Source organism: Pseudomonas sp. ICMP22404, assembly GCF_006227205.1.
In the GTDB taxonomy this organism is placed as follows: domain Bacteria; phylum Pseudomonadota; class Gammaproteobacteria; order Pseudomonadales; family Pseudomonadaceae; genus Aquipseudomonas.
This window is the reverse complement of the sequence record NZ_VCNG01000010.1, coordinates 249,422-274,252: the sequence shown is the minus strand read 5'-3', so window position 1 is coordinate 274,252 and position 24,831 is coordinate 249,422. Positions and strand designations below refer to the sequence as shown.

Annotated in this window: 21 protein-coding genes; 12 read left to right on the top strand and 9 right to left on the bottom strand. The window is 62.2% G+C overall.

What is annotated here, in order from left to right:
• Positions 1 to 4,458: S-layer family protein (locus FGE05_RS18885; RefSeq protein WP_139647306.1), on the top strand; the 4,458-nt coding region annotated here is incomplete at its 5' end.
• 202 nt (positions 4,459 to 4,660) lie between these two features.
• Here the strand turns inward: FGE05_RS18885 and FGE05_RS18880 are convergent.
• Entirely contained in the window at positions 4,661 to 5,056 is a 396-nt protein-coding gene (locus FGE05_RS18880) for a YbaN family protein (protein WP_139647304.1), read from the bottom strand.
• A gap of 10 nt (positions 5,057 to 5,066) precedes the next feature.
• Positions 5,067 to 5,654, bottom strand: a complete 588-nt coding sequence (locus FGE05_RS18875; protein ID WP_139647302.1) for a YecA family protein — start codon at positions 5,652 to 5,654, stop codon at positions 5,067 to 5,069.
• A 287-nt stretch (positions 5,655 to 5,941) separates the two neighbouring features.
• Here FGE05_RS18875 and recQ point away from each other — a divergent pair, with 287 nt between their 5' ends.
• The 4 genes from recQ (at position 5,942) to FGE05_RS18855 (ending at position 11,197) form a co-directional block, all read left to right on the top strand.
• Entirely contained in the window at positions 5,942 to 8,068 is a 2,127-nt protein-coding gene (gene recQ, locus FGE05_RS18870) for a DNA helicase RecQ (RefSeq protein ID WP_139647300.1), read from the top strand.
• A gap of 118 nt (positions 8,069 to 8,186) precedes the next feature.
• Entirely contained in the window at positions 8,187 to 8,621 is a 435-nt protein-coding gene (locus FGE05_RS18865; protein WP_041023344.1) for a MarR family transcriptional regulator, read from the top strand.
• A 101-nt stretch (positions 8,622 to 8,722) separates the two neighbouring features.
• Complete coding sequence (locus FGE05_RS18860) at positions 8,723 to 10,720, top strand: FimV/HubP family polar landmark protein (protein ID WP_139647299.1); 1,998 nt, start codon at positions 8,723 to 8,725, stop codon at positions 10,718 to 10,720.
• A 189-nt stretch (positions 10,721 to 10,909) separates the two neighbouring features.
• Positions 10,910 to 11,197, top strand: a complete 288-nt coding sequence (locus FGE05_RS18855) for a SelT/SelW/SelH family protein (protein ID WP_024778616.1) — start codon at positions 10,910 to 10,912, stop codon at positions 11,195 to 11,197.
• Here the strand turns inward: FGE05_RS18855 and FGE05_RS18850 are convergent.
• Positions 11,191 to 12,081, bottom strand: a complete 891-nt coding sequence (locus FGE05_RS18850; RefSeq protein WP_024778617.1) for a DMT family transporter — start codon at positions 12,079 to 12,081, stop codon at positions 11,191 to 11,193. The genes FGE05_RS18855 and FGE05_RS18850 overlap by 7 nt on opposite strands.
• 189 nt (positions 12,082 to 12,270) lie before the next feature.
• Positions 12,271 to 13,020, bottom strand: a complete 750-nt coding sequence (locus tag FGE05_RS18845) for an AraC family transcriptional regulator (protein ID WP_139647297.1) — start codon at positions 13,018 to 13,020, stop codon at positions 12,271 to 12,273.
• 134 nt (positions 13,021 to 13,154) lie between these two features.
• On the opposite strand from FGE05_RS18845, the gene FGE05_RS18840 reads away from it, so the two are divergent.
• The gene (locus FGE05_RS18840) at positions 13,155 to 13,970 is read left to right on the top strand and encodes a UDP-2,3-diacylglucosamine diphosphatase (protein WP_139647295.1); all 816 of its coding nucleotides are present in this window, start codon (positions 13,155 to 13,157) and stop codon (positions 13,968 to 13,970) included.
• 49 nt (positions 13,971 to 14,019) lie between these two features.
• On the opposite strand, the gene FGE05_RS18835 is transcribed toward FGE05_RS18840, so the two are convergent.
• Positions 14,020 to 14,331 (bottom strand): DUF962 domain-containing protein, encoded by a 312-nt coding sequence (locus FGE05_RS18835; protein ID WP_139647293.1) that lies wholly within the window; start codon positions 14,329 to 14,331, stop codon positions 14,020 to 14,022.
• 137 nt (positions 14,332 to 14,468) lie between these two features.
• Here FGE05_RS18835 and FGE05_RS18830 point away from each other — a divergent pair, with 137 nt between their 5' ends.
• A complete protein-coding gene (locus tag FGE05_RS18830) occupies positions 14,469 to 15,524 on the top strand; it encodes an AraC family transcriptional regulator (RefSeq protein ID WP_139647291.1) in 1,056 nt (351 codons plus the stop codon).
• Here the strand turns inward: FGE05_RS18830 and FGE05_RS18825 are convergent.
• Positions 15,481 to 16,935, bottom strand: a complete 1,455-nt coding sequence (locus FGE05_RS18825) for a TrkH family potassium uptake protein (protein ID WP_139647289.1) — start codon at positions 16,933 to 16,935, stop codon at positions 15,481 to 15,483. The genes FGE05_RS18830 and FGE05_RS18825 overlap by 44 nt on opposite strands.
• A 165-nt stretch (positions 16,936 to 17,100) precedes the next feature.
• On the opposite strand from FGE05_RS18825, the gene FGE05_RS18820 reads away from it, so the two are divergent.
• Complete coding sequence (locus FGE05_RS18820) at positions 17,101 to 17,667, top strand: NAD(P)H nitroreductase (protein WP_139647287.1); 567 nt, start codon at positions 17,101 to 17,103, stop codon at positions 17,665 to 17,667.
• Between the two features lie 190 nt (positions 17,668 to 17,857).
• Here FGE05_RS18820 and FGE05_RS18815 read toward each other — a convergent pair whose 3' ends face one another.
• The 3 genes from FGE05_RS18815 to phhA all read right to left on the bottom strand — a co-directional run bounded on the left by FGE05_RS18815 (position 17,858) and on the right by phhA (position 20,291).
• Complete coding sequence (locus FGE05_RS18815) at positions 17,858 to 19,051, bottom strand: amino acid aminotransferase (protein WP_139647285.1); 1,194 nt, start codon at positions 19,049 to 19,051, stop codon at positions 17,858 to 17,860.
• Complete coding sequence (locus FGE05_RS18810; RefSeq protein WP_003184087.1) at positions 19,051 to 19,407, bottom strand: 4a-hydroxytetrahydrobiopterin dehydratase; 357 nt, start codon at positions 19,405 to 19,407, stop codon at positions 19,051 to 19,053. The genes FGE05_RS18815 and FGE05_RS18810 overlap by 1 nt, the downstream gene beginning before the upstream one ends.
• 98 nt (positions 19,408 to 19,505) lie before the next feature.
• Positions 19,506 to 20,291: a phenylalanine 4-monooxygenase gene (gene phhA, locus FGE05_RS18805; RefSeq protein WP_139647283.1), complete on the bottom strand. Its 786-nt coding sequence runs from the start codon at positions 20,289 to 20,291 to the stop codon at positions 19,506 to 19,508.
• Positions 20,292 to 20,570: 279 nt separating this feature from the next.
• Between phhA and FGE05_RS18800 the strand changes: the two genes are divergently transcribed.
• From FGE05_RS18800 to flgH, 4 genes are all read left to right on the top strand, one after another.
• On the top strand, positions 20,571 to 22,133 hold the full coding sequence (locus FGE05_RS18800; RefSeq protein ID WP_139647281.1) for a sigma-54-dependent transcriptional regulator: 1,563 nt from the start codon (positions 20,571 to 20,573) through the stop codon (positions 22,131 to 22,133).
• Positions 22,134 to 22,495: 362 nt separating this feature from the next.
• Entirely contained in the window at positions 22,496 to 23,233 is a 738-nt protein-coding gene (locus FGE05_RS18795) for a flagellar basal body rod protein FlgF (protein WP_041023356.1), read from the top strand.
• Between the two features lie 49 nt (positions 23,234 to 23,282).
• Positions 23,283 to 24,068 carry a flagellar basal-body rod protein FlgG gene (gene flgG, locus FGE05_RS18790; RefSeq protein ID WP_041023357.1) on the top strand — a complete coding sequence of 262 codons (786 nt, stop codon included), beginning with the start codon at positions 23,283 to 23,285 and terminating at the stop codon, positions 24,066 to 24,068.
• A 52-nt stretch (positions 24,069 to 24,120) separates the two neighbouring features.
• Complete coding sequence (gene flgH / locus FGE05_RS18785) at positions 24,121 to 24,816, top strand: flagellar basal body L-ring protein FlgH (protein ID WP_139647279.1); 696 nt, start codon at positions 24,121 to 24,123, stop codon at positions 24,814 to 24,816.
• The last annotated feature ends 15 nt before the right edge of the window (positions 24,817 to 24,831 follow it).

Genomic DNA, 24,831 nt, shown 5'->3' with positions numbered 1-24,831 from the left:
GCCGACACGGATTTCAAAGGTCTGCACGGTGGCGGCAACGGCACTGAAACCTTCACCTACACCCTGACCGATGCGGATGGCGATACCAGCACTGCGAACCTGGTGCTGCAAGTGCACAACAACGACGATCCGGTGATCATCAGCGGCCTGGACACCGACGGCGGCGAGTTGACGGTGCAGGAGAAAAACCTCAGCGATGGCAGCAGTCCAGATGCGCCGGCCCTGACCCAAAGCGGCACCTTCACCGTGACTGCGCTGGATGGCGTGCAGACCTTGAGCGTCGGCGGCATCACTGTCGTCAGCGGCGGGGTGGCGGCAGGTTTTCCACAGTCCATCACCACGGCGCTGGGCAACACCCTGACCATCACCGGCTTCAACGCGGCCACCGGGGTGGTCAGCTACAGCTACACCTTGCTGGACAACGAAGCCCACCCGAACGCCAACGGCGCCAACAGCCTCAGCGAGCAATTCAACGTCGTGGTCACCGATGACAACGGCACTACGGCAACCGGCAACCTCGATGTGAACATCGTCGACGACCTGCCCACCGCCCACGCCGATTCCGCCTCGGTGAATGAAGGCGGGACGGTCAGCGGCAATGTCCTGGACAACGACGTGGGCGGTGCCGATGGGCCTGCTGCCAGTGGCGCGGTGATCGGCGTACGCGCCGGTGATGACACCTCGACCCCGGCGATTGGCGGCCTCAACACTCAGATCAACGGTACCTACGGTTACCTGACCCTGGATGCCAATGGCAATGCGGTCTACCACAGCAATCCGGACACCGTCAGCGCACCCGGCGCCACGGATGTGTTCACCTACACCGTGCGCGATTCCGACGGTGACGAAAGCACCACCACCATCACCATCGACGTACACGACGTCTGCCTTGTCGCCACGCCTGATCAGGACATCAGCGTCCATGAAAAAGCTCTCGACCTGAATCAGGATGGCCAGGACCTGGCCCCTGGCACGGTCACCGGCAGCGACCCGAGCGCCACCGGCGAAACCGCCACTGGCAGTCTCGTGGGGGCGGTGACCGGTGCCGTAGGCGCAGTGACCTTCACCCTGGTGAGCGACGCCACCGGCACCCACGGGCAGTTGTTGCTAAACCCGGACGGTTCCTACACCTACACGCTGACTTCGCCCGCCACGACAGCGCCCAATGCCAACGACGGTCCGAACGTGACGAGTGAAAGTTTCACCTATCAGGCCACGGACTCCCTGGGCAACACTGTCACCAGCACCATCGTCATCAACATCGTCGACGATGTGCCCAAGGCTTATTGCGACACCGCCGCAGTAGTGGAGGGCGGGACGGTCAGCGGCAACGTGCTGGACAATGACGTGCTCGGCGCCGACGGCGGTACTGTCATCGGTGTACGGGGTGGCAGCGACACATCCACGCCGGCGGTTGGCGGTCTCAACACCCAGATCAACGGCACCTACGGCTACCTGACTCTGGATGCCAATGGCAACGCGGTCTACCACAGCAACCCGGACAGCGTCGGCGCAGCGGGCGCCACGGACGTGTTCACCTACACCGTGCGCGATGGTGATGGTGATGAAAGCACCACCACCATCACCATCGATGTGCACAACAGCTGCCTTGTCGCCGAAACCGACCACGACGTGACCGTCTACGAAAAAGCCCTCGACCTGAACCAGGATGGCCAGGACCTGGCCCCCGGCGCTGTCACCGGCAGCGACCCGAGCGGCACCGGCGAAACGGCCAGCGGCAGCCTTGTCGGTTCGGTGTCGGGTGCCACTGGCGCGGTGACCTTCACCTTGGTGGGCAACGCCACGGGGGCTTATGGTCAACTGCTGCTCCATCCTGACGGCTCCTACACCTACACGCTGACCTCGCCCGCCACGACGACACCCCACGCCAATGACGGCCCGAACGTCTTTAGCGAAAGCTTCACCTATCAGGCCACGGACTCCTTGGGCAACCACGTTACCGGCAGCCTGGTGGTGAGCATCGTCGACGATGTGCCCACCGCTGTCGCATCCGAACGTTCAGTGACGGCGGTGGAGATCGATTCGAACCTGCTGATCGTGCTCGATGTGTCCGGCAGCATGGCCGATGACTCCGGCGTACCGGGGCTGTCGCGGCTGGACCTGGCGAAGCAGGCCATCAGCGCCTTGCTCGATAAATACGATGACCTGGGAGACGTGAAGGTCCAGCTGGTGACCTTCAGTAGCAATGCCACCGACCAGACTTCAGTGTGGGTCGATGTGGCCACCGCCAAGACACTGCTCACCAGCCTGACGGCTGGCGGAGGGACCAACTACGATGCGGCAGTGGCGGCGGCCAAGACCGCGTTCGTCACCTCCGGACAACTGACCGGGGCGCAGAACATCGGTTATTTCTTTTCCGACGGCAAGCCGACGTCGGGGCAGGAAACCGGTGCGGCCGATGAAGCCGCCTGGAAGGCCTTCCTCGACGCCAACGGCATCAAGAACTACGCCATCGGTCTGGGCAGCGGCGTCAGCAATGCCAACCTCGACCCGCTGGCCTACGACGGCAGCACCCATACCAACACCGACGCCGTGGTGGTGACCGATCTCAACCAGCTCAATTCGGTCCTTTCCGGCACTGTGCAAGGTGTGCCGGTCACCGGCAGCCTGTTGGGCGAGGGCGGTACATTCGGTGCCGACGGCGGGTATGTCAAAAGCCTGGTGGTCGACGGCACCACGTACAGCTATGACCCGGCCGCCAACGGTGGCCAGGGTGCATTGACGGCCAGTGGCGGGGCCGACCATGGCACGTTCAACAGCCTGAACAACACCGTGAGCATCGCCACTGCCCACAACGGTACGCTGGTGATCAACCTCGACAGCGGCGAGTACAGCTACACCTCCCAGACCACCACCAGCACGGTGATCAGCGAAAACATCGTCTACACCGTCAGCGACAATGATGGTGACCTGGCAAGCTCCAGCCTGGTGATCAACGTCATGCCCAACAGTCCACCCGTGGCGATGGACGACAACGTCATCACCAACGTGCTGTCGGGCAATATCGTGGTACCGGGGGAACTGTTGCTGGGCAATGACAGCGACGCCAATGGCGATCCGCTGACCGCGTCACCCACCAGCTTCAACACCGGTTGGGTCGGCAAAGGCGCGGACTTTACCGGCAGCACCGGCACGGTCAGCTTCACTGGCAACAACGTGCAGTCGATCAACCTCGACCGCAGTACCTTTGTCGCCAACGCTGCCGCCATGACCGCGGTGCTGGTGGTCAGCGGTGCACTGGGGATGGTTTCCAACAACAATACCAACGATGAGGACCGCCTCAACATCAGTCTCAAACAGGGCGAAACCCTGACGCTGGACCATAATCTGTCGGCCGGCCATATCGCCATGGAATACTCCCTCAATGGCGGACCGTTCATTGCGATCAACGATGGGGCTTCGTTCACCGCAGCGGCGGACGGCAACTACCAGATCCACGTCACCAACATCCCCAACCCTGGTGGCGGCAACGCCAACGCCGCGGAAAACTACCAATTGACCCTGACAGTCAACTATGCCGGCGCCCAGGACAGCACGCCGGATTACCACGGCAGCTACACCGCCAGCGATAACCACGGTGGCAGCGACAGCGCGGCGGTGAGCATCAGCTACCAGTCCGGCCATACCCTGACCGGCACTACGGGAGACGACGTGTTGTTGGCCGGCAATGGCGACAACCTCCTCAACGGCGGAGACGGCAACGACATCCTCAGTGCCGGCTCGGGTAACAACACCTTGCACGGCGGAGCGGGCAATGACTTGCTCTACAGCGGCGCCGGCAATGACCTGCTCGATGGCGGCACCGGCAACGACACCGCCAGCTACGCCCATGCCACTGCCGGTGTCACGGTGAACCTGGGCCTGCTCGCCGCGCAAAACACGCTAGGCGCCGGTACCGACACCCTGGGCGGTATCGAAAACCTCGTCGGTTCGAACTTCAACGACACCCTCACCGGCGACGGGGCCAACAACCGCATCGACGGCGGACTGGGTCATGACGTGCTCAATGGCGGTGGCGGCGATGACATCCTGATCGGCGGCTTGGGCAACAACACCCTCACTGGCGGCAGCGGCGCCGATACCTTCCAGTGGATGGCAGGTAATAGCGGCCATGACGTGATCACCGACTTCACCCCCGGCCTCGACAAACTTGATCTGTCACAGCTGCTGCTGGGAGAGAACGGCACCAGCGCCTCCCTGGACGACTACCTGCACTTCACCGTCACCGGCAGCGGCGCATCGGTCATCACCAGCATCGACGTCAGCGCCACCGCCGGGGCGACGCCGAACCAGACCATCGACCTGGCCGGCGTCGATCTCGCCAACCACTACGGCGTGACACCGGGCGCAGGGGGGATGATTGCGGGAGGGGCGGACACGGCGACCATCATCAACGGGATGTTGAATGATCATTCGTTGAAGGTGGATACGGTGTGAGCTGAGTTGAAACGGCAAACCCCGTCGTTTCCGGGTTTCGATCGTTCCCACGCTCCGCGTGGGAATGCAGCCTGGGACGCTCTGCGTCTCCAAGAGCCGAACGCAGAGCGTCCGTTGAGGCATTCCCACGCAGAGCGTGGGAACGATCAAGGGCGGAGTGGCTAGCGATGTTCGACGTTGTCCAGTGCCCGACCCGCTGCCTTCAGGGCTTGCGCAGTGTTTTCTGCCTGAGGATATAAACCGTCACCAACACCGCACTCGTCAACATGAACCCCCGTGCCCACGGCAAGGGCACCAGGTAGCACGACAGCAGAATGCTCGCCCACATCAACCCGATGGCGTAGACCTTGCCCTTGAGCGGGATGCCGTTGCCGCTGAGGTAATCCTTGATCCACGGCCCGAGTCGCGGGTGCTCCACCAGCCATTGGTAGAAACGCGGCGAGCTGCGGGCGAAGCAGGCCGCCGCCAGCAGCAGGAAGGGGGTGGTGGGCAGTACCGGCAGGAAAATTCCGATCACCCCCAATGCAACGCTCAGCCAGCCGATGGCCAGCAGCACGTAGCGCAACATCAGGGGGCGGTTGCCTATGGGGTTGTCCATAGGCCGCGTCTTAGTGGTGACGAGGCTTGAGGATCGCCGGCTTCTCGTCCGGAGCGTTGCACAGCAGGTACAACGCGGTGAGGGCTTCCGGGATCTGTACGATCATGTCGTCCATCAGGTTGGCATCGGCGGCGATGTCGGAGAACTCCGGTTGTTCGTCGAACAGGCCGGAACCGACCATGATCGGCAGCAGCATTTCGCTGACTTCCTCTTCGGCGGTTTCGAACCAGGCCGCTTCGCGCAGGAACACCCCTTCCATGAAACCGATGCACCAGCCGCGCAGTTCCGAGTCGTCCGGGTCATCGCCCAGGTCCAGCTCGCAGGGCAGCTCGAATTCTTCGTCGGAGGCCAGCTGACGGGCAATGTGCGCCTTGAGGCCGACCAGCGTGGCTTCGATTTCGATGCGTTGGGCTTCGTCGGTGTAATGCGGCTCTTCGGCGAAGAGGGCGTCGATCCACTCGCGGTCCGGCACCTGCTCGGAGCAGATCGACAGGGCGGTCAGGTAGCCGTGAGCGGCCACGTAGTCCAGTGCTTCGTCGTGCAGCTCATCGGCGTCGAGGAAGACTTGCAGGCGGGTCAGTTGCTCAGCGAAGGACATTACGGGCTACCTTGGGGGAATAAACAATGCGGGAATTCTAGGCCTTCTTGAGCGCCCAGGCCAGCCGCTTGGCTGATTTGCCACAGAGTGCAATGTCAGGCCTTACAGATCTTGAACACCTCCTGTCAGCAACACCCTCTGCACAGAAGGCCTCGGGTATACTGCGGCGCTTTGTGATGCCCTGCGGTGTCCCACCGGTTCGAAACGCGCACTTACGATTTGCCGGTGCAGCATGTTCGGTTCTGAACCAGCCTTGCAGGGATGTTTCGATGATTTTTGGAGTTTCTATGCTCGAACAGGCTCAACGCGTCCTCAAGGACATCTTCGGCTACGACAGTTTTCGTGGCCGTCAGGGTGCCATTATTGAGCGCGTGGCCAGCGGTGGCGATGCCCTGGTATTGATGCCCACCGGCGGCGGCAAGTCCTTGTGCTTCCAGGTCCCGGCGTTGTTGCGTAACGGTCTGGCGGTGGTGGTTTCGCCGCTGATCGCCTTGATGGACGATCAGGTCGCGACGCTCGAGGAACTGGGCGTCGCCGCGGCTTCGCTGAACTCCACCCTGAGTGCCGAGCAGCAGCGGGACTTGGCGGCGCGGATCCGGCGCGGTGAGCTGAAAATGCTCTACCTCGCCCCGGAGCGCCTGGTACAGCCGCGCATGCTGGCTTTCCTGCAGAGCCTGGAAATCGCCCTGTTTGCCATTGACGAAGCTCACTGTGTGTCCCAGTGGGGTCACGATTTCCGTCGCGAATACCTGCAACTGGGGCAACTGGCGGAGCTGTTCCCCGATGTACCGCGCATCGCCCTGACCGCCACCGCCGACAAACGGACCCGGGAAGAAATCGTCGAGCGCCTGCATTTGCAAGACGCCGAGCGGTTCCTTTCCAGCTTTGACCGCCCCAACATCTTCTACCGCATCGTGCCCAAGGAGCAGCCACGCAAGCAGTTGCTGGCGTTCCTCGCCGAACGGCGCAGCGATGCGGGCATCGTCTATTGCCTGTCACGGAAAAAAGTCGACGAAGTCTCGGCGTTTCTCTGTGAACAGGGGTTTCCGGCGTTGCCCTATCACGCAGGGCTGCCCAACGAACTGCGGGCCTATCACCAGAAGCGCTTTCTCAACGAGGAAGGCTTGATCATGGTGGCCACCGTGGCGTTCGGCATGGGCATCGACAAGCCCAACGTGCGTTTCGTGGCGCACCTGGACCTGCCTAAGTCCCTTGAGGCCTATTACCAGGAAACCGGTCGTGCCGGCCGGGATGGCTTGCCGGCCGACGCCTGGATGGCCTACGGCCTGCAAGACGTGGTGATGCTCAAGCAGATGTTGCAGAACTCCGAAGGTGACGAACGCCACAAGCGCCTGGAGCAGCACAAGCTCGATGCCATGCTCTCACTGTGCGAAGAAACCCGCTGCCGCCGGCAGACCTTGCTGGCCTATTTCGACGAAGACATGCCCCAGCCGTGCGGGCACTGCGACAACTGTGTCGACGGCGTCGAGACTTGGGACGCCACCGAACCGGCGCGCCAGGCGTTGTCGACCATTTTTCGAACCGGCCAGCGCTATGGCGTGGGGCATCTGGTGGATGTCTTGCTGGGCAAGGACAACGAGAAGGTCCGCAGTTTCGGCCATCAGCACCTATCGGTTTACGGTGTCGGCAAGGCCCGCTCCGAAAGTGAATGGCGTTCCCTGTTCCGGCAGCTCGTGGCCCGTGGCCTGGTGGACATCGACCTGGAGGGCTACGGCGGCCTGCGGCTGAGCGAAACCTGCCGGCCGTTGCTCAAAGGCGAGGTGAGTCTCGAACTGCGCCGTGATCTCAAGCCGGCGACTGCGGTCAAGAGCAGCAAGAGCCAGGCCAGCCAACTGGTCCGTGGCGAAGAGCGCGATCAGTGGGAAGCCTTGCGTGCCTTGCGGCGCAAGCTGGCCGAGGAACATGCCGTACCGCCGTACGTTATCTTTCCCGACTCGACGCTACTGGAAATGCTGCGCAGCCAACCCACCTCCCTGGCGGAGATGGCCCGGGTCAGCGGCGTCGGCGCGCGTAAGCTGGAGCGCTATGGCGAGGCCTTCCTCCAGGTGCTGGGTGGCGAGGCCGAGGCGCCGAAGGCGGTGGCCGATGTACGCCATGAGCTCATCACCCTGGCCCGGGCCGGCATGACACCGTTGCAGATCGCCGCACAGCTCCAGTGCTCGGAAAAAAACGTCTACACGATGCTTGCCGAAGCCATTGGCCAGCAGCAATTGTCGCTGGAACAGGCCTTGGATCTGCCCGAGGACCTGATGGGCGAGGTCCAGGATGCGTTTCTGGATGGCGAAGGCGAGTTGCCAGCGGTGGCGGAAGTGGCAGCGCTGTTCGCCGGTCGGGTGCCGGAAGGTGTCTTGTATTGCGTCAGGGCTGCGTTGCAGTCGGAATTTGAAGTCTGATCAGTAAGTTGCATGCCTTTAACGATTCAGTACGGGGCGGACCTTGCTTGAATCCAAAGTGCATGCTTAGCTGACTAATAATTAGTATTTCTCCTATTTCAGATCTGATGAGTTTTTTATGTCGTTAACCGATCAACACCGTTTTGGCATGCAACTGGCGCAGATGTCCCGGGGCTGGCGTGCCGAACTGGACCGGCGCCTGGCCGGGCTGGGCCTGTCCCAGGCGCGCTGGCTGGTGCTGTTGCACCTGGCCCGCTTCGAACACGCACCGACCCAGCGTGAACTGGCCCAGAGCGTTGCCGTCGAAGGGCCGACCCTGGCCCGTTTACTCGACAGCCTGGAAACCCAGGGGCTGGTGCAGCGCCAAGCCGTGGCCGAGGACCGCAGGGCCAAGAAAATCGTGCTTTGCGCACCGGCCCGGCCGTTGATCGAACAAATTGAAACCATTGCCACGCAGCTGCGCCGGGAGCTGTTCGAAGGCATCGACGAAGAGGACATGCGGGTGTGCATGCGGGTCCACGGCAGGATCCTGGCCAATCTGGAAAAATCCTGAGGTATATGGGCGATACCCCGACTTTTGAGATTCGGCGATTAGCGAACTATAACCAGTACTAGGTGATCGTATTGGAAGCGCTCGAATCGAAAGGGATACCCATGCTTGAAAGTTTGCAGTCCACGTTGCGCAGTTGGGTCAACGTGTCAGTTGTCTTGGGTGCATTGGGGTATCCGGTTTTGGCGTCTGCGCTGGGACTGGGAGAGATCACGCTTCATTCCGCCCTGAACCAGCCGTTGCGCGCCGATATCGCCCTAGTCGATGCGGCCGGGCTCAGCGAGGGTGACCTGTCGGCCAGCCTGGCAAGCCCGGACGACTTCAATCGTGCCGGCGTGGAGCGGGTGTTCTTCCTCACTAACCTGCGCTTTACCCCGGTGATGCGCGGCGAGCGCAGTTTCATTCGGGTCACGTCCAGCAAACCGGTGGAAGAACCCTTTCTCAATTTCTTGGTGCAACTCAATCAGCCCAACGGGCGTCTCTTGCACGAATACACCGTGCTGATCGATCCGCCGGGTACACCGGGTGTCGTGCCCGCTTCCGACGAGCCTGCCGCCGTTTCCCGGCCTTCGATGGCGCCCCCCTCTGCGCCGGCCATCAAGCCACCCCCGGCGACCCAGGGCAAGCGCTACACCGTTGTGCAGGGAGACAACCCCTGGGTTATCGCCAAACGCCTGCACGATGCCGGCAGTGGCGCGTCGATCCATGAGCTCATGCAAGGGATCCAGGCGCTGAACCCAGGCAGTGACCGACTCTCTATCGGCCAGCGCCTGCTGCTGCCCGATTCGGCCGTGTTGCCATCCCCGGCGGAAACCGCCGCCACACCAGCCGCCGTTGCCGGCGACGAGCAACTGGCCGCCAGCGTGCTGCAAAACCAGCAGCAACAGAAAACCATCGACGAGTTGCAGGCCCGGCTTCAGGCCCAGGACGAAGAAATCGCCGGTCAGCGTAAGCAGATCAGTGAATTGCAGGCGCAACTGGCTGAGGTCGCGCCAGCCCCGGTTACGTCGGCGGTGCCGCCATCGCCGCCACCGATGGCTGAGCCACAGCCAGTGACGCCGCCACAACCGGCGGCAGATCAGCCGGAGCCCGAAGGCATCAATTGGCTGTGGGTGGCGGGGCTGGTGGGGCTGTTGGGATTGCTTGCGTTGCTGCTGTTGATCCGTCGTCGGCAGGAGCAGGCCGGCGCACAGCCGATTCCGGAACGCCCTGAACCGATGCCCGAAGACAGCGCTGAAACGTATGTATCGACCACCAATACGGAGCAGCCCGAGGTCGCTTCGTCGTTCAATAACGGTGATGCGCCGTTGGGAGACGTGCTGGAAGGGGTTGGGATCTACCTGACCTATGGCCGCTTCACCGAAGCGGCGGGGTTGTTGCGCGCGGCGTTGCTGGCGGAGCCGGAGCGCACCGACCTGGGCCTCAAGTTGCTGGAGGTGCTGGGCAAGCAGGGCGACACCATCGGTTTTCAGGCCCAGGAACATCATTTAGCGGCGCAGGGTATCGACGCCGGGACGCTGGAGGACATCCGCGGGCGCTATCCGAAGGTCGCGATGGTGACCGCGCCCGCAGTGGCGCCGCCAGAGCCTCAAGCCCTCGAGGTGCCTGTTCCGGTGCCTGCGCCTGTACAGGTGCCCGGCGACGAATTCGAGCTGGATCTGGATGCCCTGTCCATGGAGAGCAACTGGGACCTGGCCGATGTACAGGACAGTGCCGAGGGGAAAGCCGCCGTTGCGACGCCTGTCGTTGAAGTCTCCGAGGCGTTATCTCTCTCGGGCTTCGACGAGCCGGAGTTGCAGTGGAGCGCGCCACAGGAAACCGAATCGTTGGACGATGCCTTTCTTGACGGTTTCGCCGATGAAGAGCAGTCGCTGGAACTGGAGGCGCTGCCGCCCCTCGAGCCTGAATCTGGTTCACTGTCCCTGGACGCCATATCCTTTGAGCCCGAAACACCGGAGCACGCCGAAAAACTGGAACAGGCGCAGAACTGCATCGATGATGGCGACTTGAAGACGGCGATCACCCTGCTTGAAGAATTGCTCCAGGAAGGCGACGAACCCCTCAAACAGACCGCCCGAGTGCTGCTGGCCGGGATTCGCTGAAGGCACGGCTTCCCGTGTGGGAGCGAGCCTGCTCGCGATAGCGGTGGGTCTGCTGGCATTGGTGTCGAATGTGCTGCCGCCATCGCGAGCAGGCTCGCTCCCACAGGTATTGAGCATCGTCTATCTCGGGGGCGAAGGGTCAAAGGCGAGTATCATGGCGGCGCCTTCGAAGCCACGAGTCGACCTGCTATGACCGAGCAAAAACCGGAAGTCATTATTACCTATTGCACCCAGTGCCAATGGTTGCTGCGTGCTGCCTGGCTGGCCCAGGAACTGCTCAGTACCTTTGGTGACGATTTGGGCAAGGTGTCCCTGGTGCCGGGCACCGGCGGGGTGTTCCACATCAGTTGCGACGGTGAGCAGATCTGGGAGCGCAAGGCTGACGGCGGTTTCCCCGAGGCCAAGGTGCTCAAGCAACGGGTCCGCGACCGGATCGACCCGGAGCGGGACCTGGGCCACAACGACCGGGTTCAGTGAGAGGGGGCTTCGCTGCCTGTCACCGGTTTCTTCGCGCCGCTTAGCTGGCTCGACACGACGATGGCGGCGATGATCAGCACGCCTCCCAGCAGCATGCGCAGGGTCGGGGTCTCGCCGAACAGCAGCCAGGCCACGCTGATGCCGTAGACCGGCTCCATGGCGAACACCACCGCCGCTGTGCGGGCCTTGATCACGCTCAGGCTGGCGACGAACAGGCTATGGGCCAGGCCGGTGCAGAACACCCCGAGCAGGCCGATCCACAGCCAGTCGAGCGGGCGTACCGCGCTCAGTTGTGGCGCGGCGATCGGCAACAGGCATGCCCCGACGACCAGGTTCTGACACAGCGCCGCCTGCACGGGGGGTACAGCGCCTGCGCCGGCGCGGTTGGTCAGCGACAGCAGGGAAAACAGCAACCCCGACGCCACAGCCCACAGCAGGCCGGTGGTGGCGCCGCTGGCCAGGTCGAAGTCAGGGGTGACCAGCACCAGGCCAATGCTTACCAACACCACCAGCAGGATTTCATTGGCCCGAATCCGTTCGCGAAACACCAGCCCTTCGAGTAGCACCGTGAAGGCCGGAAAACTGGCAAACCCCAGTGTGGCGATCGCCACTCCGGCGATTTTTACCGCGATGAAAAAGCTCACCCAGTGGCCAGCCAGTAGCAGCCCGCTGAGCAGCAGTCGCCAGCCGTCCCGTATCTGGAGTTTCTGCCATGGGGTGCTGCTGGCGAAGCGGGCGAAGGCCGCCAGGGCCAGCACGGCAAACAGGGCGCGGCCAAATACGATGATCGCCGGCGAGGCGGCGGCGAGTTTGCCGAACACACCGGTCAGGCCAAACATCAGTGCGCCAATGTGCAGGGCGCCCAGGGCGGTACGGGGAGTCATTGCAGTCCTTAGATCAGCCATCACTATTCCCTGTGGGAGCGAGCCTGCTCGCGAAAGCGGCCGATCAGTCAGCATTTCTATCAACTGACACACCGCATTCGCCAGCAGGCTCGCTCCCACAGGGATCAATATTTAAACCCTTTGGATGAGTGGGTGTCTGTCGCGATCCTGGCGTTTTTTAGCGTTAGGCTAGCGCTGGCGTCGCAGTTTGCCTGGCGACGTGCCGAATTCGCGCAGTATCGCCGCGGCGAAGGCGCTCTGGGAGCTGTAGCCGACCCGGTGGGCGATTTCACCGATGGGCAGGTCCGAGTCGCGCAGCAGCGCTACGGCCTTGTGCAAGCGGCGGCTGCGGATGTAATCCATCGGGGTTTGCCCGCATTCGGCGACGAAACGTGCATGCAGGCGAGCACCGGAAAGTCCCGCGATCCGAGCCAGGTCCGCCACTTGCAGCGGGTAGGCGGCGTATTGGTCGATGTGTGCGTCAAGGGCGGCGTAAGGCAAGCGCCGGCGGCCGGTGGTTTCCTGGCGGGCGCCGTTGAGGCTGGCCAGGAGCAGTACCGCACCTTGCTGGGCGATCAGCGGGTCATTCACCGGACTGCCTGCGAGCCAGTTGACCAATTGGCTTTGTCCCGCATCCAGGGGCAGGCGGGCGGTGTTGTCCAGCAAGCGACGGCTGGCGTCGGCGTGATCCCCGAGGCATTGGCCGACCCACTCATCGCCCGGGACGTCCAGCACCAGGCAATGGCTGCCGAGAGGGCTGCCGCAAGCATGATGGGCACCGGCCGGCACCACCACGAAACTCTGTTGCACCACCTGACTGCCACGTCCCTCCACCTCGAAGTCCAGCGTGCCGGACAGCCCGAAGACCAACTGGGCGTGGTTATGGCTGTGGACGATCAGGTCGTGGCTGTAGTGGCGCAGCGTGAGGATCGGTCTCATCGCGGTCTCCCGGGGCAGGCCATCAGCATACACCGAAGGCGTGTCGCGTTGCCTTGTCACGTAATGGACATATGTCTGTCATGGGCCATTAACCGCCGGTGTGCACAGTGGTGAAAACGATCAGAGGGTTGCTTATGACCAGCGCCGAGCTCGCCAGACCCAGCCGCAAGCAGCGTGTCCGCACCCTGTGGATATCCGACGTGCACCTCGGTACCCGGGATTGCCAGGCCGAGCATTTGTCGCAGTTCCTCAAGGGCTATCACGCCGACAAGATTTATCTGGTCGGCGACATCATCGATGGCTGGAAACTGCGCGGTGGCATGTATTGGCCCCAAGCCCACACCAACGTCATCCGCCGTTTGCTGACCATGAGCAAGCGCGGCACCGAGGTGATCTACGTCACCGGCAATCACGACGAATTCCTGCGCCGCTATTCGAAGCTGATCCTGGGCAATATCCAACTGGTGGACGAGGCGGTGCACGTCACCGCAGACGGCCGGCACCTGCTGGTGATTCACGGCGACCAGTTCGATGTCATCACCCGTTACCACCGTTGGCTGGCGTTTCTCGGGGATTCAGCCTACGAGTTCACCCTCACGCTGAACCGCTGGCTCAACCATTGGCGGGCCCGCTATGGCTACGGCTACTGGTCGTTGTCGGCGTACCTCAAGCACAAGGTCAAGACCGCCGTCAGCTTCATCAGCGACTTCGAAGAAGCCATCGCCCATGAATGCGTGAAGCGCGAATTGCATGGTGTGGTGTGTGGCCACATCCACCACGCCGAGATGCGCAAGGTGGGTGAGGTCGAATACCTCAATTGCGGCGACTGGGTCGAATCCTGTACGGCGCTGATCGAACACTGGGACGGCTCGATCGAGTTGTACCGGTTGGCGGATGCCCAGGCGCGCGAAGCCCAGTTGAAGGCCCTCAAACTCGCCGAACCGGCCTGAGCCTGTGGCGAGGGGATTTATCCCTTCGCCACAGGGTGACGTTTTTTTCCTAGAACGGAACCTTGCCCCGCAGCATGTCGCGGTACATGACGAAATCGCCAAGCAGGCTGTAGAGCGGGTGTTTGAAGGTGGCCGGTCGGTTCTTTTCGAAGAAGAAGTGCCCGACCCAGGCAAAGCCGTAGCCGGCCACCGGCAAGGCAATCAACCACCACCAGGCGGTTGCGACAAGCGCCAGGGTGAGAATCAGAATGACCAGCGAGGTGCCGATGAAGTGCAGTCGTCGGCAGGTGCTATTGCTGTGTTCTCCCAGGTAGTACGGGTAGAAGTCAGCAAAGCTCTTGAATTGTCGGGTGTTTTCCAAGACTGCAGGCTCTTTGGTGATTGTCCTGTCTTCAAGTCTAGAGCGATCATCCGCAACGGCCAGTGACAATGAGCGCCACTTTAGTATCCTTCGCAAATCCGGCCGTACTCTGCGGCTTGTCATGCAAGTGATACCTCATGGGTGAACGAACGACTTCTTCAAGCTGGGCGTTGGGGATTGTCAAGGCGCTGGAAATGGACGGCCTGGATTGTCGTGCGCTGTTCCAGCAATTGGGATTGGATTTTTCGGCACTGGACGATCCGGACGCCCGCTTCCCCCAGGATTCGATGACGCGCCTTTGGCAACTGGCGGTGGAGCTGTCCGGGAACCCGGCCATTGGTCTGAACATGGGCAAGGTGGTGCGCCCGGCGTCGTTCCATGTAGTCGGCTACGCCCTGATGTCCAGCCGGACGTTGATCGAAGGTTTCCAGCGGCTGGTGCGTTACCAGCGGATCATTGCCGAAAGTGCCGATGTGAGCATCCGCCAGCTGGAAGGCAACTACGCCCTGGTTCTGACGGTGCATGGCGATCATCTCCCAACCACCCGGCAAAGTACCGAGGCGTCCCTGGCCTGTGCGCTGAGCCTGTGCAACTGGCTGACCGGACGCACCCTGCATCCGGTCAAAGTGCTATTCCAGGGGGCCGAACCGGTGGATCGTGGACCTTACCAACAGGCATTCTGCGCGCCGCTGGTGTTCGGTGCACCCTATGACGCGCTGGTCTTCAAGCGGGCCGACATGGAGGCTCCGCTGCCCACGGCCAACGAGGCCATGGCACAGCTCCACGACCGGTTTGCCGGTGAGTACCTGGCGCGTTTTTCGGAAAGCCGGGTGACCCACAAGGCGCGCCAGGTGCTGTGTCGGTTGTTGCCCCAGGGCGAACCCAAGCGTGATGTGGTGGCGCAGGCGCTGCATCTGTCCCAGCGCACCTTGCAACGGCGCCTTCAGGAAGAGGGCACCAGTTTCCAGGCCTTGCTCGACGATACCCGTCGCGAGCTGGCCGAGCAGTACCTGGCGCAGCCGGCCACGACCTTGCTGCAGATCGCCTATCTGCTGGGGTTTGCCGACCCGAGCAATTTTTTTCGCGCCTTTCGCCGCTGGTTCGATGTCACGCCCGGCGAATACCGGGCAGCGAGGCTGGCCAAACCGGTCAGTGACGCCAGAACGCCGGGATGCACAACACGAACACCGTGATGATCTCCAATCGGCCCAACAGCATGCCGCCGGACAGAATCCACTTGGCTGCATCCGGCAGCGGCGCGAAGTTGCCGGCCGGGCCAATGGTCTCCCCCAGCCCCGGGCCGACGCCGGACACCGTGCTGGCCGCGCCGGTCAGCGCCGTCATCCATTCCACTCCCAGCAGCGACAGCAACAGGGCGATCACGCAGATGGTGATGGCGAAAAAGAACGAGAACGTCAGGATCGAACGCACGATTTCTTCATCGAGGCGGTGACCGTTGTATTTCTGCTTGATCACCGCCCGCGGGTGAATCAGTTGCATGAGGTTGGCCCGGAGCAGGATGTAGGCGACCTGGAAGCGAAAGATCTTGATCCCACCGGCCGTCGACCCCGAGCAGCCGCCGACGAACCCCAGGTAGAAGAACAGCATCAGCGAGAAGTTGCCCCACAGGCTGTAATCCCCCAAGGCAAAACCGGTGGTGGTGACGATCGAGGTCACGTTCAGGGCCACGTGCCGCAGCGCGTCCAGCCAATGCAGGTCGGTGGTCGCCCAGTACCAGGTACCGAGCACCAGCCAGGTCACCAGCAGCACGCCGATCAGGCCCTGGACCTGCTGGTCCTTGATCAGCGCCCGGCGATTGCCGCGCAGCATCGAGACGTACAAGGCGAACGGCAGGCTGCCGAGAATCATGATGACGATGGCGACCCAGTGCACCGCCGGCTCGGTCCATTTGGCCAGGGACAGGTCCGAGGTGGAGAAGCCGCCGGTGGAGATCGCCGACATCGAATGGTTGACGGCATCGAACGGGCTCATCCCGGCCCACCAGAGCGCCAGGGTGCCGAGAATGGTGATGCCGACGTAGGACGCTACGATCAGTCGCGCAACCATGTGGGAGCGGGGCATGACCTTTTCCGAGCGGTCCGAGGATTCGGTCTGGAACAGGCGCATGCCACCAATGCGCAATAACGGCAGGATCGCCACCGCCATGCCGATGAAGCCAATCCCGCCGAGCCAGTGCAGCAGCGAGCGCCACATCAGGATACCCGGGGACATGGTGTCGAGGCCGCTCAGGACCGTGGCGCCGGTGGCCGTGATTCCCGACATGCTTTCAAAGAACGAGTCGGTGTAGCTGATGTGCTGGGTCAGCAGGAACGGCAACGCGGCAAAGACGCACACCACCAGCCAACTGCTGACCGTCAGCAGGTACATGTCTCGCGGGCGCAGGTGTACGTGCTCGGGGCGCCCGGGAAGCACCAGGGCCAGGCCGGCGACGAAGGTGATCATGCTCGACCAGAGGAACGAAGGCATGTCCCCGGTGCGCTCGAAGATCAGCAGGGTGGCCATGGGCACGACCATGAAGATCGCCAGGGTGATCAGGAAGATGCCGATGATGAAGCCAATGATCCGCAGGGTCGGCAACGCCATGAAGTCCGCTCGGGCTGGAAGGGAAGGGCGCCATTCTACCGACGGCTCGCGGCATGTAAACCGCGCCCGGTGCGACTGGCGTGTGCATCGGCGGCCAATTTGCGCTAACTAACTCGCCGTACAGGACACTAGAATAGCCAGACATTTTTTCAGGGAGGTGGCCCGATGCAGGCTCTCGATGCTTTGCTCAACCGTGTTTCCGTTCCACGCCTGGTGGAACCGGCGCCCACGCCTGAACAACGGGAGGTCATGTTCGCCGCGGCGATGCGCGCTCCTGACCACGGCCAATTGCGGCCATGGCGTTTTCTGACGGTCGAAGGGCAGGCGCGTTATCGCATGGGCGAACTGCTGGCGGACGCGGCGCGATTCAATGATCCACTGGTGTCCGAGGCGGTTGTGGAAAAGGCCCTCAATGGCCCGCTGCGTGCGCCATTGGTCGTGGTGGTGATCGCTCGTTTACAGGACCATTTCAAAGTCCCGAAAGCCGAGCAATTGCTGGCCGCCGGCTGCGCCGCCCACGGGATCCTGCTCGCGGCGTATGCCCAGGGCGTTGGTGGCGTGTGGCGCACGGGTGAACTGGCGTACTCGCCGCACGTGGCCAAGGGGCTGGGTCTTGACGTGGGGGAGGAGGTGATCGGGTTCCTGTACCTGGGCACACCGCAGAAAGAAGCGCGGACGGCACCGAAGGAAGACATTGCTGAATTCGTTCGCGAGTGGACTGGGTTGCAGTGATGGAATGACGAGCTTTTGTGGCGAGGGGATTTATCCCCGCTGGGCTGCACAGCAGCCCCCAAACTGCCTACATCAGAAGTAATCTGATACACCGCAGTGACTGATTTTGAGGCTGCTTCGCAGCCCAACGGGGATAAATCCCCTCGCCACAGATAAAGCCTTTCCCCACAGGGTTATGCAGGTACAGCAGTTATTTGCAAACGTCCGCAATCGCCTCGGCCAGCCGGTCCAGGCGTGTCGCATCGATGCCGGCCACGTTGGCCCGCCCCGTGCCGACCATGTACACGCTGTGCCGCTCACGCAATTGCTTGACCTGCTCGGGCGCCAGGCCGGTGTAGGAGAACATGCCGCGTTGCACCCCGATATGGGCGAAGCGCTCCCGCAGGCCGTGGGGTTCGAGGGCGTCCAGCAGGCCACTGCGTAGCTGGGCGATGCGCAGGCGCATGGCTTCCACTTCGTCGGCCCACAGACGCTTGAGTTCCGGAGTGCCCAGGATCGTCGCCACCACCGCTGCGCCATGATCCGGCGGTGTCGACCACAGGTTGCGGGCGATGTTGGCCAGTTGGCTGCGGATGTCCACCAGCTTGTCGGCGTCGCGGGCGCAGACGATCAACGCACCGGTGCGATCGCAGTACAAGCCGAAGTTCTTCGAGCAGGAACTGGTGATCAACACCTCGGGCAATGCCTGGGCGAACAACCGGACTGCCCAGGCATCCTGTTCCAGGCCGTCGCCGAAGCCCTGGTAGGCGAAGTCGATCAGCGGCAACAGCTCACGACTGCGCACCACCTCCAGTACCTGGCGCCATTGATCCTGGGACAGATCGAAACCGGTAGGGTTGTGACAGCACGCGTGCAGCAGGACCACATCACCCTTCGGTGCCTGGTTGAGGGTTGCCAGCATCGCCTCGAAATCCAGGCGATTGTCGCTGCCCACGTAGGGGTAGTGGCTGGCCTTGACGCCCGCGGTGGCGAAAATGGTTTCGTGGATCGGCCAGGTCGGGTTGCTCAGCCATACGCCACGGCCTGGCAGACACTGTGCAATGAAGTCGGCACTCAGGCGCAGGGCGCCGGTGCCGCCCGGGGTCTGGGTGGCACCGGCGCGTTGTTCGGCGATCTGCCGGGCGTCGGCACCCAAGACGAGCGCAGTGATCAACCGCCCGAAAGCGGCGTCGCCATGACCGCCGATGTAGGTCTTGGTGGTCTGATGATCCACCAGCCGTCGCTCGGCCTGTTTCACCGATTCGAGAATCGGCGTCAGGCCCTGGGCGTCTTTATAGACGCCCACGCCCAGGTCGAACTTGTTCGGATTGCTGTCCGCGCCGTAGGCCTCCATCAGACCGAGGATCGGGTCGCCGGGCACCCGGCCGATGGCGTCGAAATGCATTACTTGCGGCCCTCGGCGGTCTTGGCCACGTCATCGGTGCGGGCGGCCATGATGAAGTCGTTGCGGTGCAGGCCCTTGATGGAGTGGCTCCACCAGGTCACGGTGACTTTGCCCCACTCAGTGAGCAGGCCTGGGTGATGGCCTTCGGCCTCGGAGATTTCACCGACGGCGTTGGTGAATGCCAGGGCGTGCTTGAAATTCTTGAACAGGAAAACCTTTTCCAGCTGCATCACGCCGTCGCGCACTTCGATGTTCCAGTCCGGGATCTGCTTGATCAATACCGGCAGTTCTTCGTCGCTGACCTGTGGGGCGTCGGCACGGCAGGCTTCGCAATGGGCTTGGTTCAGAGTGTTCATGGTGTGTTCCTGGATCGAATTGGGTAGAACGTCGATGCACTCACGCTAAAGCAAAGTCGCGCGGTGCAACAGACTCACTTGGGATCAAAAAACGCCATTCAGGCGGCTTTTGGCGGAAATTTCGGTGCGTGCAGCCCCAGTTCCCGACCGCGCTTGACCATGCCCATGATGTCCTCATGGGCCAGGTCGAACAGACGCTTGAGCTCTGGCAGGACGAAATACACCGGTTGCAGGATGTCGATGCGATAAGGCGTGCGCATGGCTTCCAGCGGATCGAAGGCCTGGTGCTCCGGCTCGTCCGACAGGCAGTACACGGTTTCCTTGGGCGAAGACAGGATGCCGCCACCGTAGATGCGTCGACCCTGCGGTGTTTCCACCAGTCCGAACTCGATGGTCATCCAGTACAGGCGCGCCAGGTAGACACGCTCTTCCTTGGACGCCTGCAGGCCGAGCTTGCCATAGGTGTGGGTGAATTCAGCGAACCAGGGGTTGGTCAGCAGCGGGCAGTGGCCGAAGATCTCGTGGAAAATGTCCGGCTCTTGCAAATAGTCCAGTTCTTCCCGGGTGCGAATGAAGGTCGCCACCGGAAACTGTTTGCTGGCGAGCAATTCGAAGAAGGTCTGGAAGGGGATCAGCGCCGGTACCCGGGCCACTTGCCAGCCCGTGGTCGCGCCCAGCACTTTGTTGATTTCGCCCAACTGCGGGATGCGGTCGTGGGGCAGGCCAAGCTTGTCGATACCGTCCAGGTATTCCTGGCACGCACGGCCTTCAATGACTTTCAGCTGGCGGGTGATCAGCGTGTTCCACACCGCATGTTCTTCGGCGGGGTAGTGGATAAAACCTTGCGCATCGGGCTCGCGAGCCACGTACTGCGTCTGCTTCATGCTGCTCTCCTGCTGATTCCCTCGAGGGGAAGACTGTTTGTTGTTATGTCCAGCGATGCGTTAGAGATAGCGCGAAGCAGGCGAATGTGCAGCGGGGCAGCGGCGAGATGTTCGAGTTGCATGGGCAGAATTCGTAAAGTTTTCGTTACGTATGGAGCGGCGATCCGGCGCTGGTTGGATTCTAAGCTAGGAAATGGCCTACAACTGTCACATAATCTTGACGGTTATTTGCACTCAGCCTCAGAAAAAACTCCTTACAACGAGCTCCCAGGCCTCCATATGCGCATCAAAGTCCATTGCCAGAATCGCATCGGCATCCTGCGGGACATTCTCAACCTGCTGGTGGAGTACGGTATCAACGTCGCCCGGGGCGAAGTCGGCGGTGAGCATGGCAATGCGATCTACCTGCACTGCCCGAACCTGATCAACATTCAATTCCAGGCGTTGCGTCCGAAATTCGAAGGCATTGCCGGTGTGTTCGGCGTCAAGCGGGTAGGGCTGATGCCCAGCGAGCGTCGACACATGGAGCTCAATGCGTTGCTCGGCGCCCTGGAGTTTCCGGTGTTGTCCATCGACATGGGCGGCTCCATCGTCGCGGCGAACCGGGCGGCGGCGCAGTTGCTCGGGGTGCGGGTGGACGAGGTGCCGGGGATTCCGCTATCTCGCTACGCCGAGGATTTCGACCTGCCGGAGCTGGTGCGTGCCAACCAGTCGCGCATCAATGGGCTGCGGGTCAAGGTCAAGGGCGATGTGTTCCTGGCGGATATTGCCCCGCTGCAATCGGAGCATGACGACAGCGAGGCCATGGCCGGTGCGGTATTGACGCTGCATCGGGCCGACCGGGTTGGTGAGCGTATCTATAACGTGCGCAAGCAGGAACTGCGTGGCTTCGACAGCATCTTCCAGAGCTCGAAAGTGATGGCCGCGGTGGTCCGCGAAGCCCGGCGCATGGCCCCGCTGGACGCGCCGCTATTGATCGAAGGCGAAACCGGCACGGGCAAGGAGTTGCTGGCCCGGGCCTGTCACCTGGCGAGCCCGCGCGGGCAGTCGCCGCTGATGGCGCTCAACTGTGCCGGGCTGCCGGAGTCCATGGCCGAGACGGAACTGTTCGGCTACGGTCCTGGCGCCTTCGAAGGCGCCCGTGCCGAAGGCAAGCTGGGTCTGCTGGAGTTGACGGCTGGCGGCACCTTGTTTCTCGACGGGGTGGGGGAAATGAGCCCGCGCCTGCAGGTGAAACTGCTGCGTTTTTTGCAGGACGGTTGCTTCCGTCGGGTGGGCAGCGATGAAGAGGTGTACCTGGATGTCCGGGTGATCTGCGCGACCCAGGTGGATTTGTCTGAGCTCTGTGCTCGAGGGGAATTTCGCCAGGACCTGTATCACCGCTTGAATGTCCTGTCCCTGCACATCCCGCCGTTGCGTGAATGCCTCGATGGCCTGGCGCCGCTGGTGGAGCACTTTCTCGACCAGGCCAGTCGCCAGATCGGCTGTGCGCTGCCGAAGCTGGCCCCGGCGGCGATGGATCGCCTCAGTCATTACCATTGGCCCGGCAATGTCCGGCAACTGGAAAATGTGCTGTTCCAGGCCGTCTCCCTGTGCGATGGGGGGACGGTGAAGGCCGAGCATATTCGCCTGCCGGACTACGGCGTGCGCCAGCCCCTGGGCGACTTCTCCCTGGATGGCGGGTTGGACGAGATTGTCGGGCGATTCGAGAAGGCGGTACTGGAACGGCTCTACTCCGAACATCCCAGCAGCCGGCAACTGGGCAAACGACTGGGGGTTTCCCATACCACCATTGCCAATAAGTTGCGCGAGTATGAGGTGGGTAAAGAGCCTGGAATGTAATCCGTTACTTGTGGCGAGGGGATTTATCCCCGCTGGGCTGCGCAGCAGCCCTAAATCAGGCGACTCGGTTTACTAGTCTTATCGAGTCGACAGGTCTGGTCTGGGGGCGCTTCGCACCCCAGCGGGGATAAATCCCCTCGCCACAAGGGTTAGTGAGTCTGTCCATCCGGTAATCCTTTGCCTTTCAGCGGCATGATACCGCCGGTTTTTCGTCTCCGGGACATTCCCTCTTTCCCCACAAACCCCCGCAAGTCCTTTGTTTGCCGGGCCGCGAGCCGCCAGAAAAAAGTTGGTCTGCAAATTGCTTATGGCTGAGCAGTACAGCAGTGGGCGGCAAACGTCCGGCACGCAGAGGAACGAGAGTGGACAAGTACCTTTATGTGGCAATGACCGGCGCCAGCCAGAACGCGCTGGCCCAACGGGCCCATGCCAACAACCTGGCGAACATCTCCACCAATGGTTTTCAGAAAGACCTGGAGCAGGCGCGTTCGATGCCGGTATTCGGCGACAGCTTTCCGGCGCGGGCATTTGCCATGTCCGAGCGGCCAGCCACTGACTTCACCCCGGGTGCGTTGGTTGAAACCGGCCGCGACCTCGATGTGGCGGTGAGCGGGCCGGGCTGGATGGCCGTGCAGAACCCCGATGGCGGTGAAAGCTACGTGCGCACCGGCAGCCTCAACGTCGACGCCCTGGGCGTGCTGCGGGCCGGCAACGGCATGCCGGTGATGGGCAACGGCGGTCCTATCGCCGTGCCACCGGAGCAGAAAATCGAAATCGGCCAGGACGGCACCATCAGTATCCGCGCCATGGGCGAAGGCCCGCGCGTGATGGCGGAAGTGGACCGCATCAAGCTGGTCAACCCGGACCTCAAGAACATGACCAAGGGCCTGGACGGGTCCATCCGTACCAAGGACGGCCAGCCGGCACCGGTCGACGCCAACGTGCAACTGGTGTCGGGGTTCCAGGAAGCGAGCAACGTCAATGCTGTGGACGAGATGACTTCGGTGCTGGCCCTGGCCAAGCAATTCGAGCTTCACGTGAAGATGATGAACACCGCCAAAGAAGGCGACGAGGCCATGGCTCGGGTCTTGCAGATCTAACCATTAATTAAAGCGTCGCGCCGAAAATCAGGCGTACGAGGAGAATCGAATGCTTCCGGCTCTATGGGTTGCCAAAACAGGTCTGTCCGCCCAGGACACCAACCTGACCACCATTTCCAACAACCTGGCGAACGTCTCGACCACGGGCTTCAAACGTGACCGTGCCGAATTCCAGGACCTGCTGTACCAGGTCAAGCGTCAGCCAGGTGCCCAGTCGACCCAGGACAGCGAACTGCCGTCGGGTCTGCAAGTCGGTACCGGTGTGCGCATTGTCGGCACGCAGAAAAACTTCACCGCCGGCAGCCTGCAAACCACCGAGCAGCCGCTGGACATGGCCATCGACGGTCGCGGTTTCTTTCAGATTCTGCAGCCGGACGGCACCACGTCCTACACCCGCGACGGTACGTTCCACCTCGACTCCAATGGCCAGATCGTCAATGCCAGCGGTTTTGCCCTGGAGCCCGCCATTGTCGTGCCGAACAATGCCCAGACCTTCACCGTGGGTCGCGACGGCACCGTGTCCATCACCGTGGCGGGCAACCCGGCCGCGCAAGTGATCGGCAACCTGCAGACCGCCGACTTCATCAACCCGGCCGGCCTGCAAGCGGTAGGCAACAACCTGTTCCTGGAAACCGCTGCCAGTGGTGCGCCGCAAATCGGCACCCCGGGTTTGAATGGTTTCGGTACCACGCTGCAGAACACCCTGGAAACGTCCAACGTGAGCACCGTTGAGGAGATGGTCAACATGATCACCACCCAGCGTGCCTACGAAATGAACTCCAAGGTGATCTCCACCGCCGACCAGATGCTTTCGTTCGTCACGCAGAATCTGTAATCACTTCTATAGGGCGGCCTCAAGGTCGCCTGTAACACCGAGAGGTAGGGTCATGAAACGCTTTGTATCTGTACTGGCACTGAGTGGGATCACCGCGCTCGCGGGGTGTGTCGCGCCAACGCCCAGGCCCAATGACCCGTACTACGCTCCGGTGTTGCCGCGCACGCCGTTGCCGGCCGCTGCCAACAATGGCTCGATCTACCAGGCCGGTTTCGAACAGAACCTGTACAGCGACCGCAAGGCATTCCGGGTGGGTGACATCATCACCATCACCCTGAACGAGCGGACCCAGGCGAGCAAGAATGCCAACTCCCAGGTGGACAAGACCAGCAACACCAGTGTCGGCCTCACTTCGTTGTTCGGCTCCAGCCTGACCACCAACAACCCGATCGGCGGTAACGACCTGAGCCTCAACGCCGGTTACGGCTCCGACCGGGCCACCAAGGGCGACAGCAAGTCCGGCCAGAGCAACAGCCTCACCGGTTCCATCACCGTGACCGTCGCCGATGTGTTGCCCAACGGCATCATCGTCGTGCGCGGCGAGAAGTGGCTGACGCTCAACACGGGTGACGAACTGGTGCGCATCGCCGGCATGGTTCGCGCCGACGACATCGCCACCGATAACACCGTTTCCTCCACCCGTGTGGCGGATGCGCGCATCACGTATTCGGGTACCGGTGCCTTTGCCGATGCGAGTCAGCCGGGCTGGTTCGACCGTTTCTTCCTCAGCCCGAAGTTCCCTTTCTAGGTGGCCCAGTTGAAT

Coding starts and splice junctions, on each gene's coding strand:
- flgG (WP_041023357.1), top strand. CDS start 23,283: ATGCTTCCGGCTCTATGGGTTGCCAAAACAGGTCTGTCCGCCCAGGAC.
- FGE05_RS18825 (WP_139647289.1), bottom strand. CDS start 16,935: ATGGCGTTGCCGACCCTGCGGATCATTGGCTTCATCATCGGCATCTTC.
- FGE05_RS18845 (WP_139647297.1), bottom strand. CDS start 13,020: ATGAGACCGATCCTCACGCTGCGCCACTACAGCCACGACCTGATCGTC.
- FGE05_RS18815 (WP_139647285.1), bottom strand. CDS start 19,051: ATGCATTTCGACGCCATCGGCCGGGTGCCCGGCGACCCGATCCTCGGT.
- FGE05_RS18855 (WP_024778616.1), top strand. CDS start 10,910: ATGACCGAGCAAAAACCGGAAGTCATTATTACCTATTGCACCCAGTGC.
- FGE05_RS18820 (WP_139647287.1), top strand. CDS start 17,101: ATGCAGGCTCTCGATGCTTTGCTCAACCGTGTTTCCGTTCCACGCCTG.
- FGE05_RS18860 (WP_139647299.1), top strand. CDS start 8,723: ATGCTTGAAAGTTTGCAGTCCACGTTGCGCAGTTGGGTCAACGTGTCA.
- flgH (WP_139647279.1), top strand. CDS start 24,121: ATGAAACGCTTTGTATCTGTACTGGCACTGAGTGGGATCACCGCGCTC.
- recQ (WP_139647300.1), top strand. CDS start 5,942: ATGCTCGAACAGGCTCAACGCGTCCTCAAGGACATCTTCGGCTACGAC.
- FGE05_RS18875 (WP_139647302.1), bottom strand. CDS start 5,654: ATGTCCTTCGCTGAGCAACTGACCCGCCTGCAAGTCTTCCTCGACGCC.
- FGE05_RS18880 (WP_139647304.1), bottom strand. CDS start 5,056: ATGGACAACCCCATAGGCAACCGCCCCCTGATGTTGCGCTACGTGCTG.
- phhA (WP_139647283.1), bottom strand. CDS start 20,291: ATGAAGCAGACGCAGTACGTGGCTCGCGAGCCCGATGCGCAAGGTTTT.
- FGE05_RS18810 (WP_003184087.1), bottom strand. CDS start 19,407: ATGAACACTCTGAACCAAGCCCATTGCGAAGCCTGCCGTGCCGACGCC.
- FGE05_RS18800 (WP_139647281.1), top strand. CDS start 20,571: ATGCGCATCAAAGTCCATTGCCAGAATCGCATCGGCATCCTGCGGGAC.
- FGE05_RS18840 (WP_139647295.1), top strand. CDS start 13,155: ATGACCAGCGCCGAGCTCGCCAGACCCAGCCGCAAGCAGCGTGTCCGC.
- FGE05_RS18850 (WP_024778617.1), bottom strand. CDS start 12,081: ATGACTCCCCGTACCGCCCTGGGCGCCCTGCACATTGGCGCACTGATG.
- FGE05_RS18830 (WP_139647291.1), top strand. CDS start 14,469: ATGGGTGAACGAACGACTTCTTCAAGCTGGGCGTTGGGGATTGTCAAG.
- FGE05_RS18865 (WP_041023344.1), top strand. CDS start 8,187: ATGTCGTTAACCGATCAACACCGTTTTGGCATGCAACTGGCGCAGATG.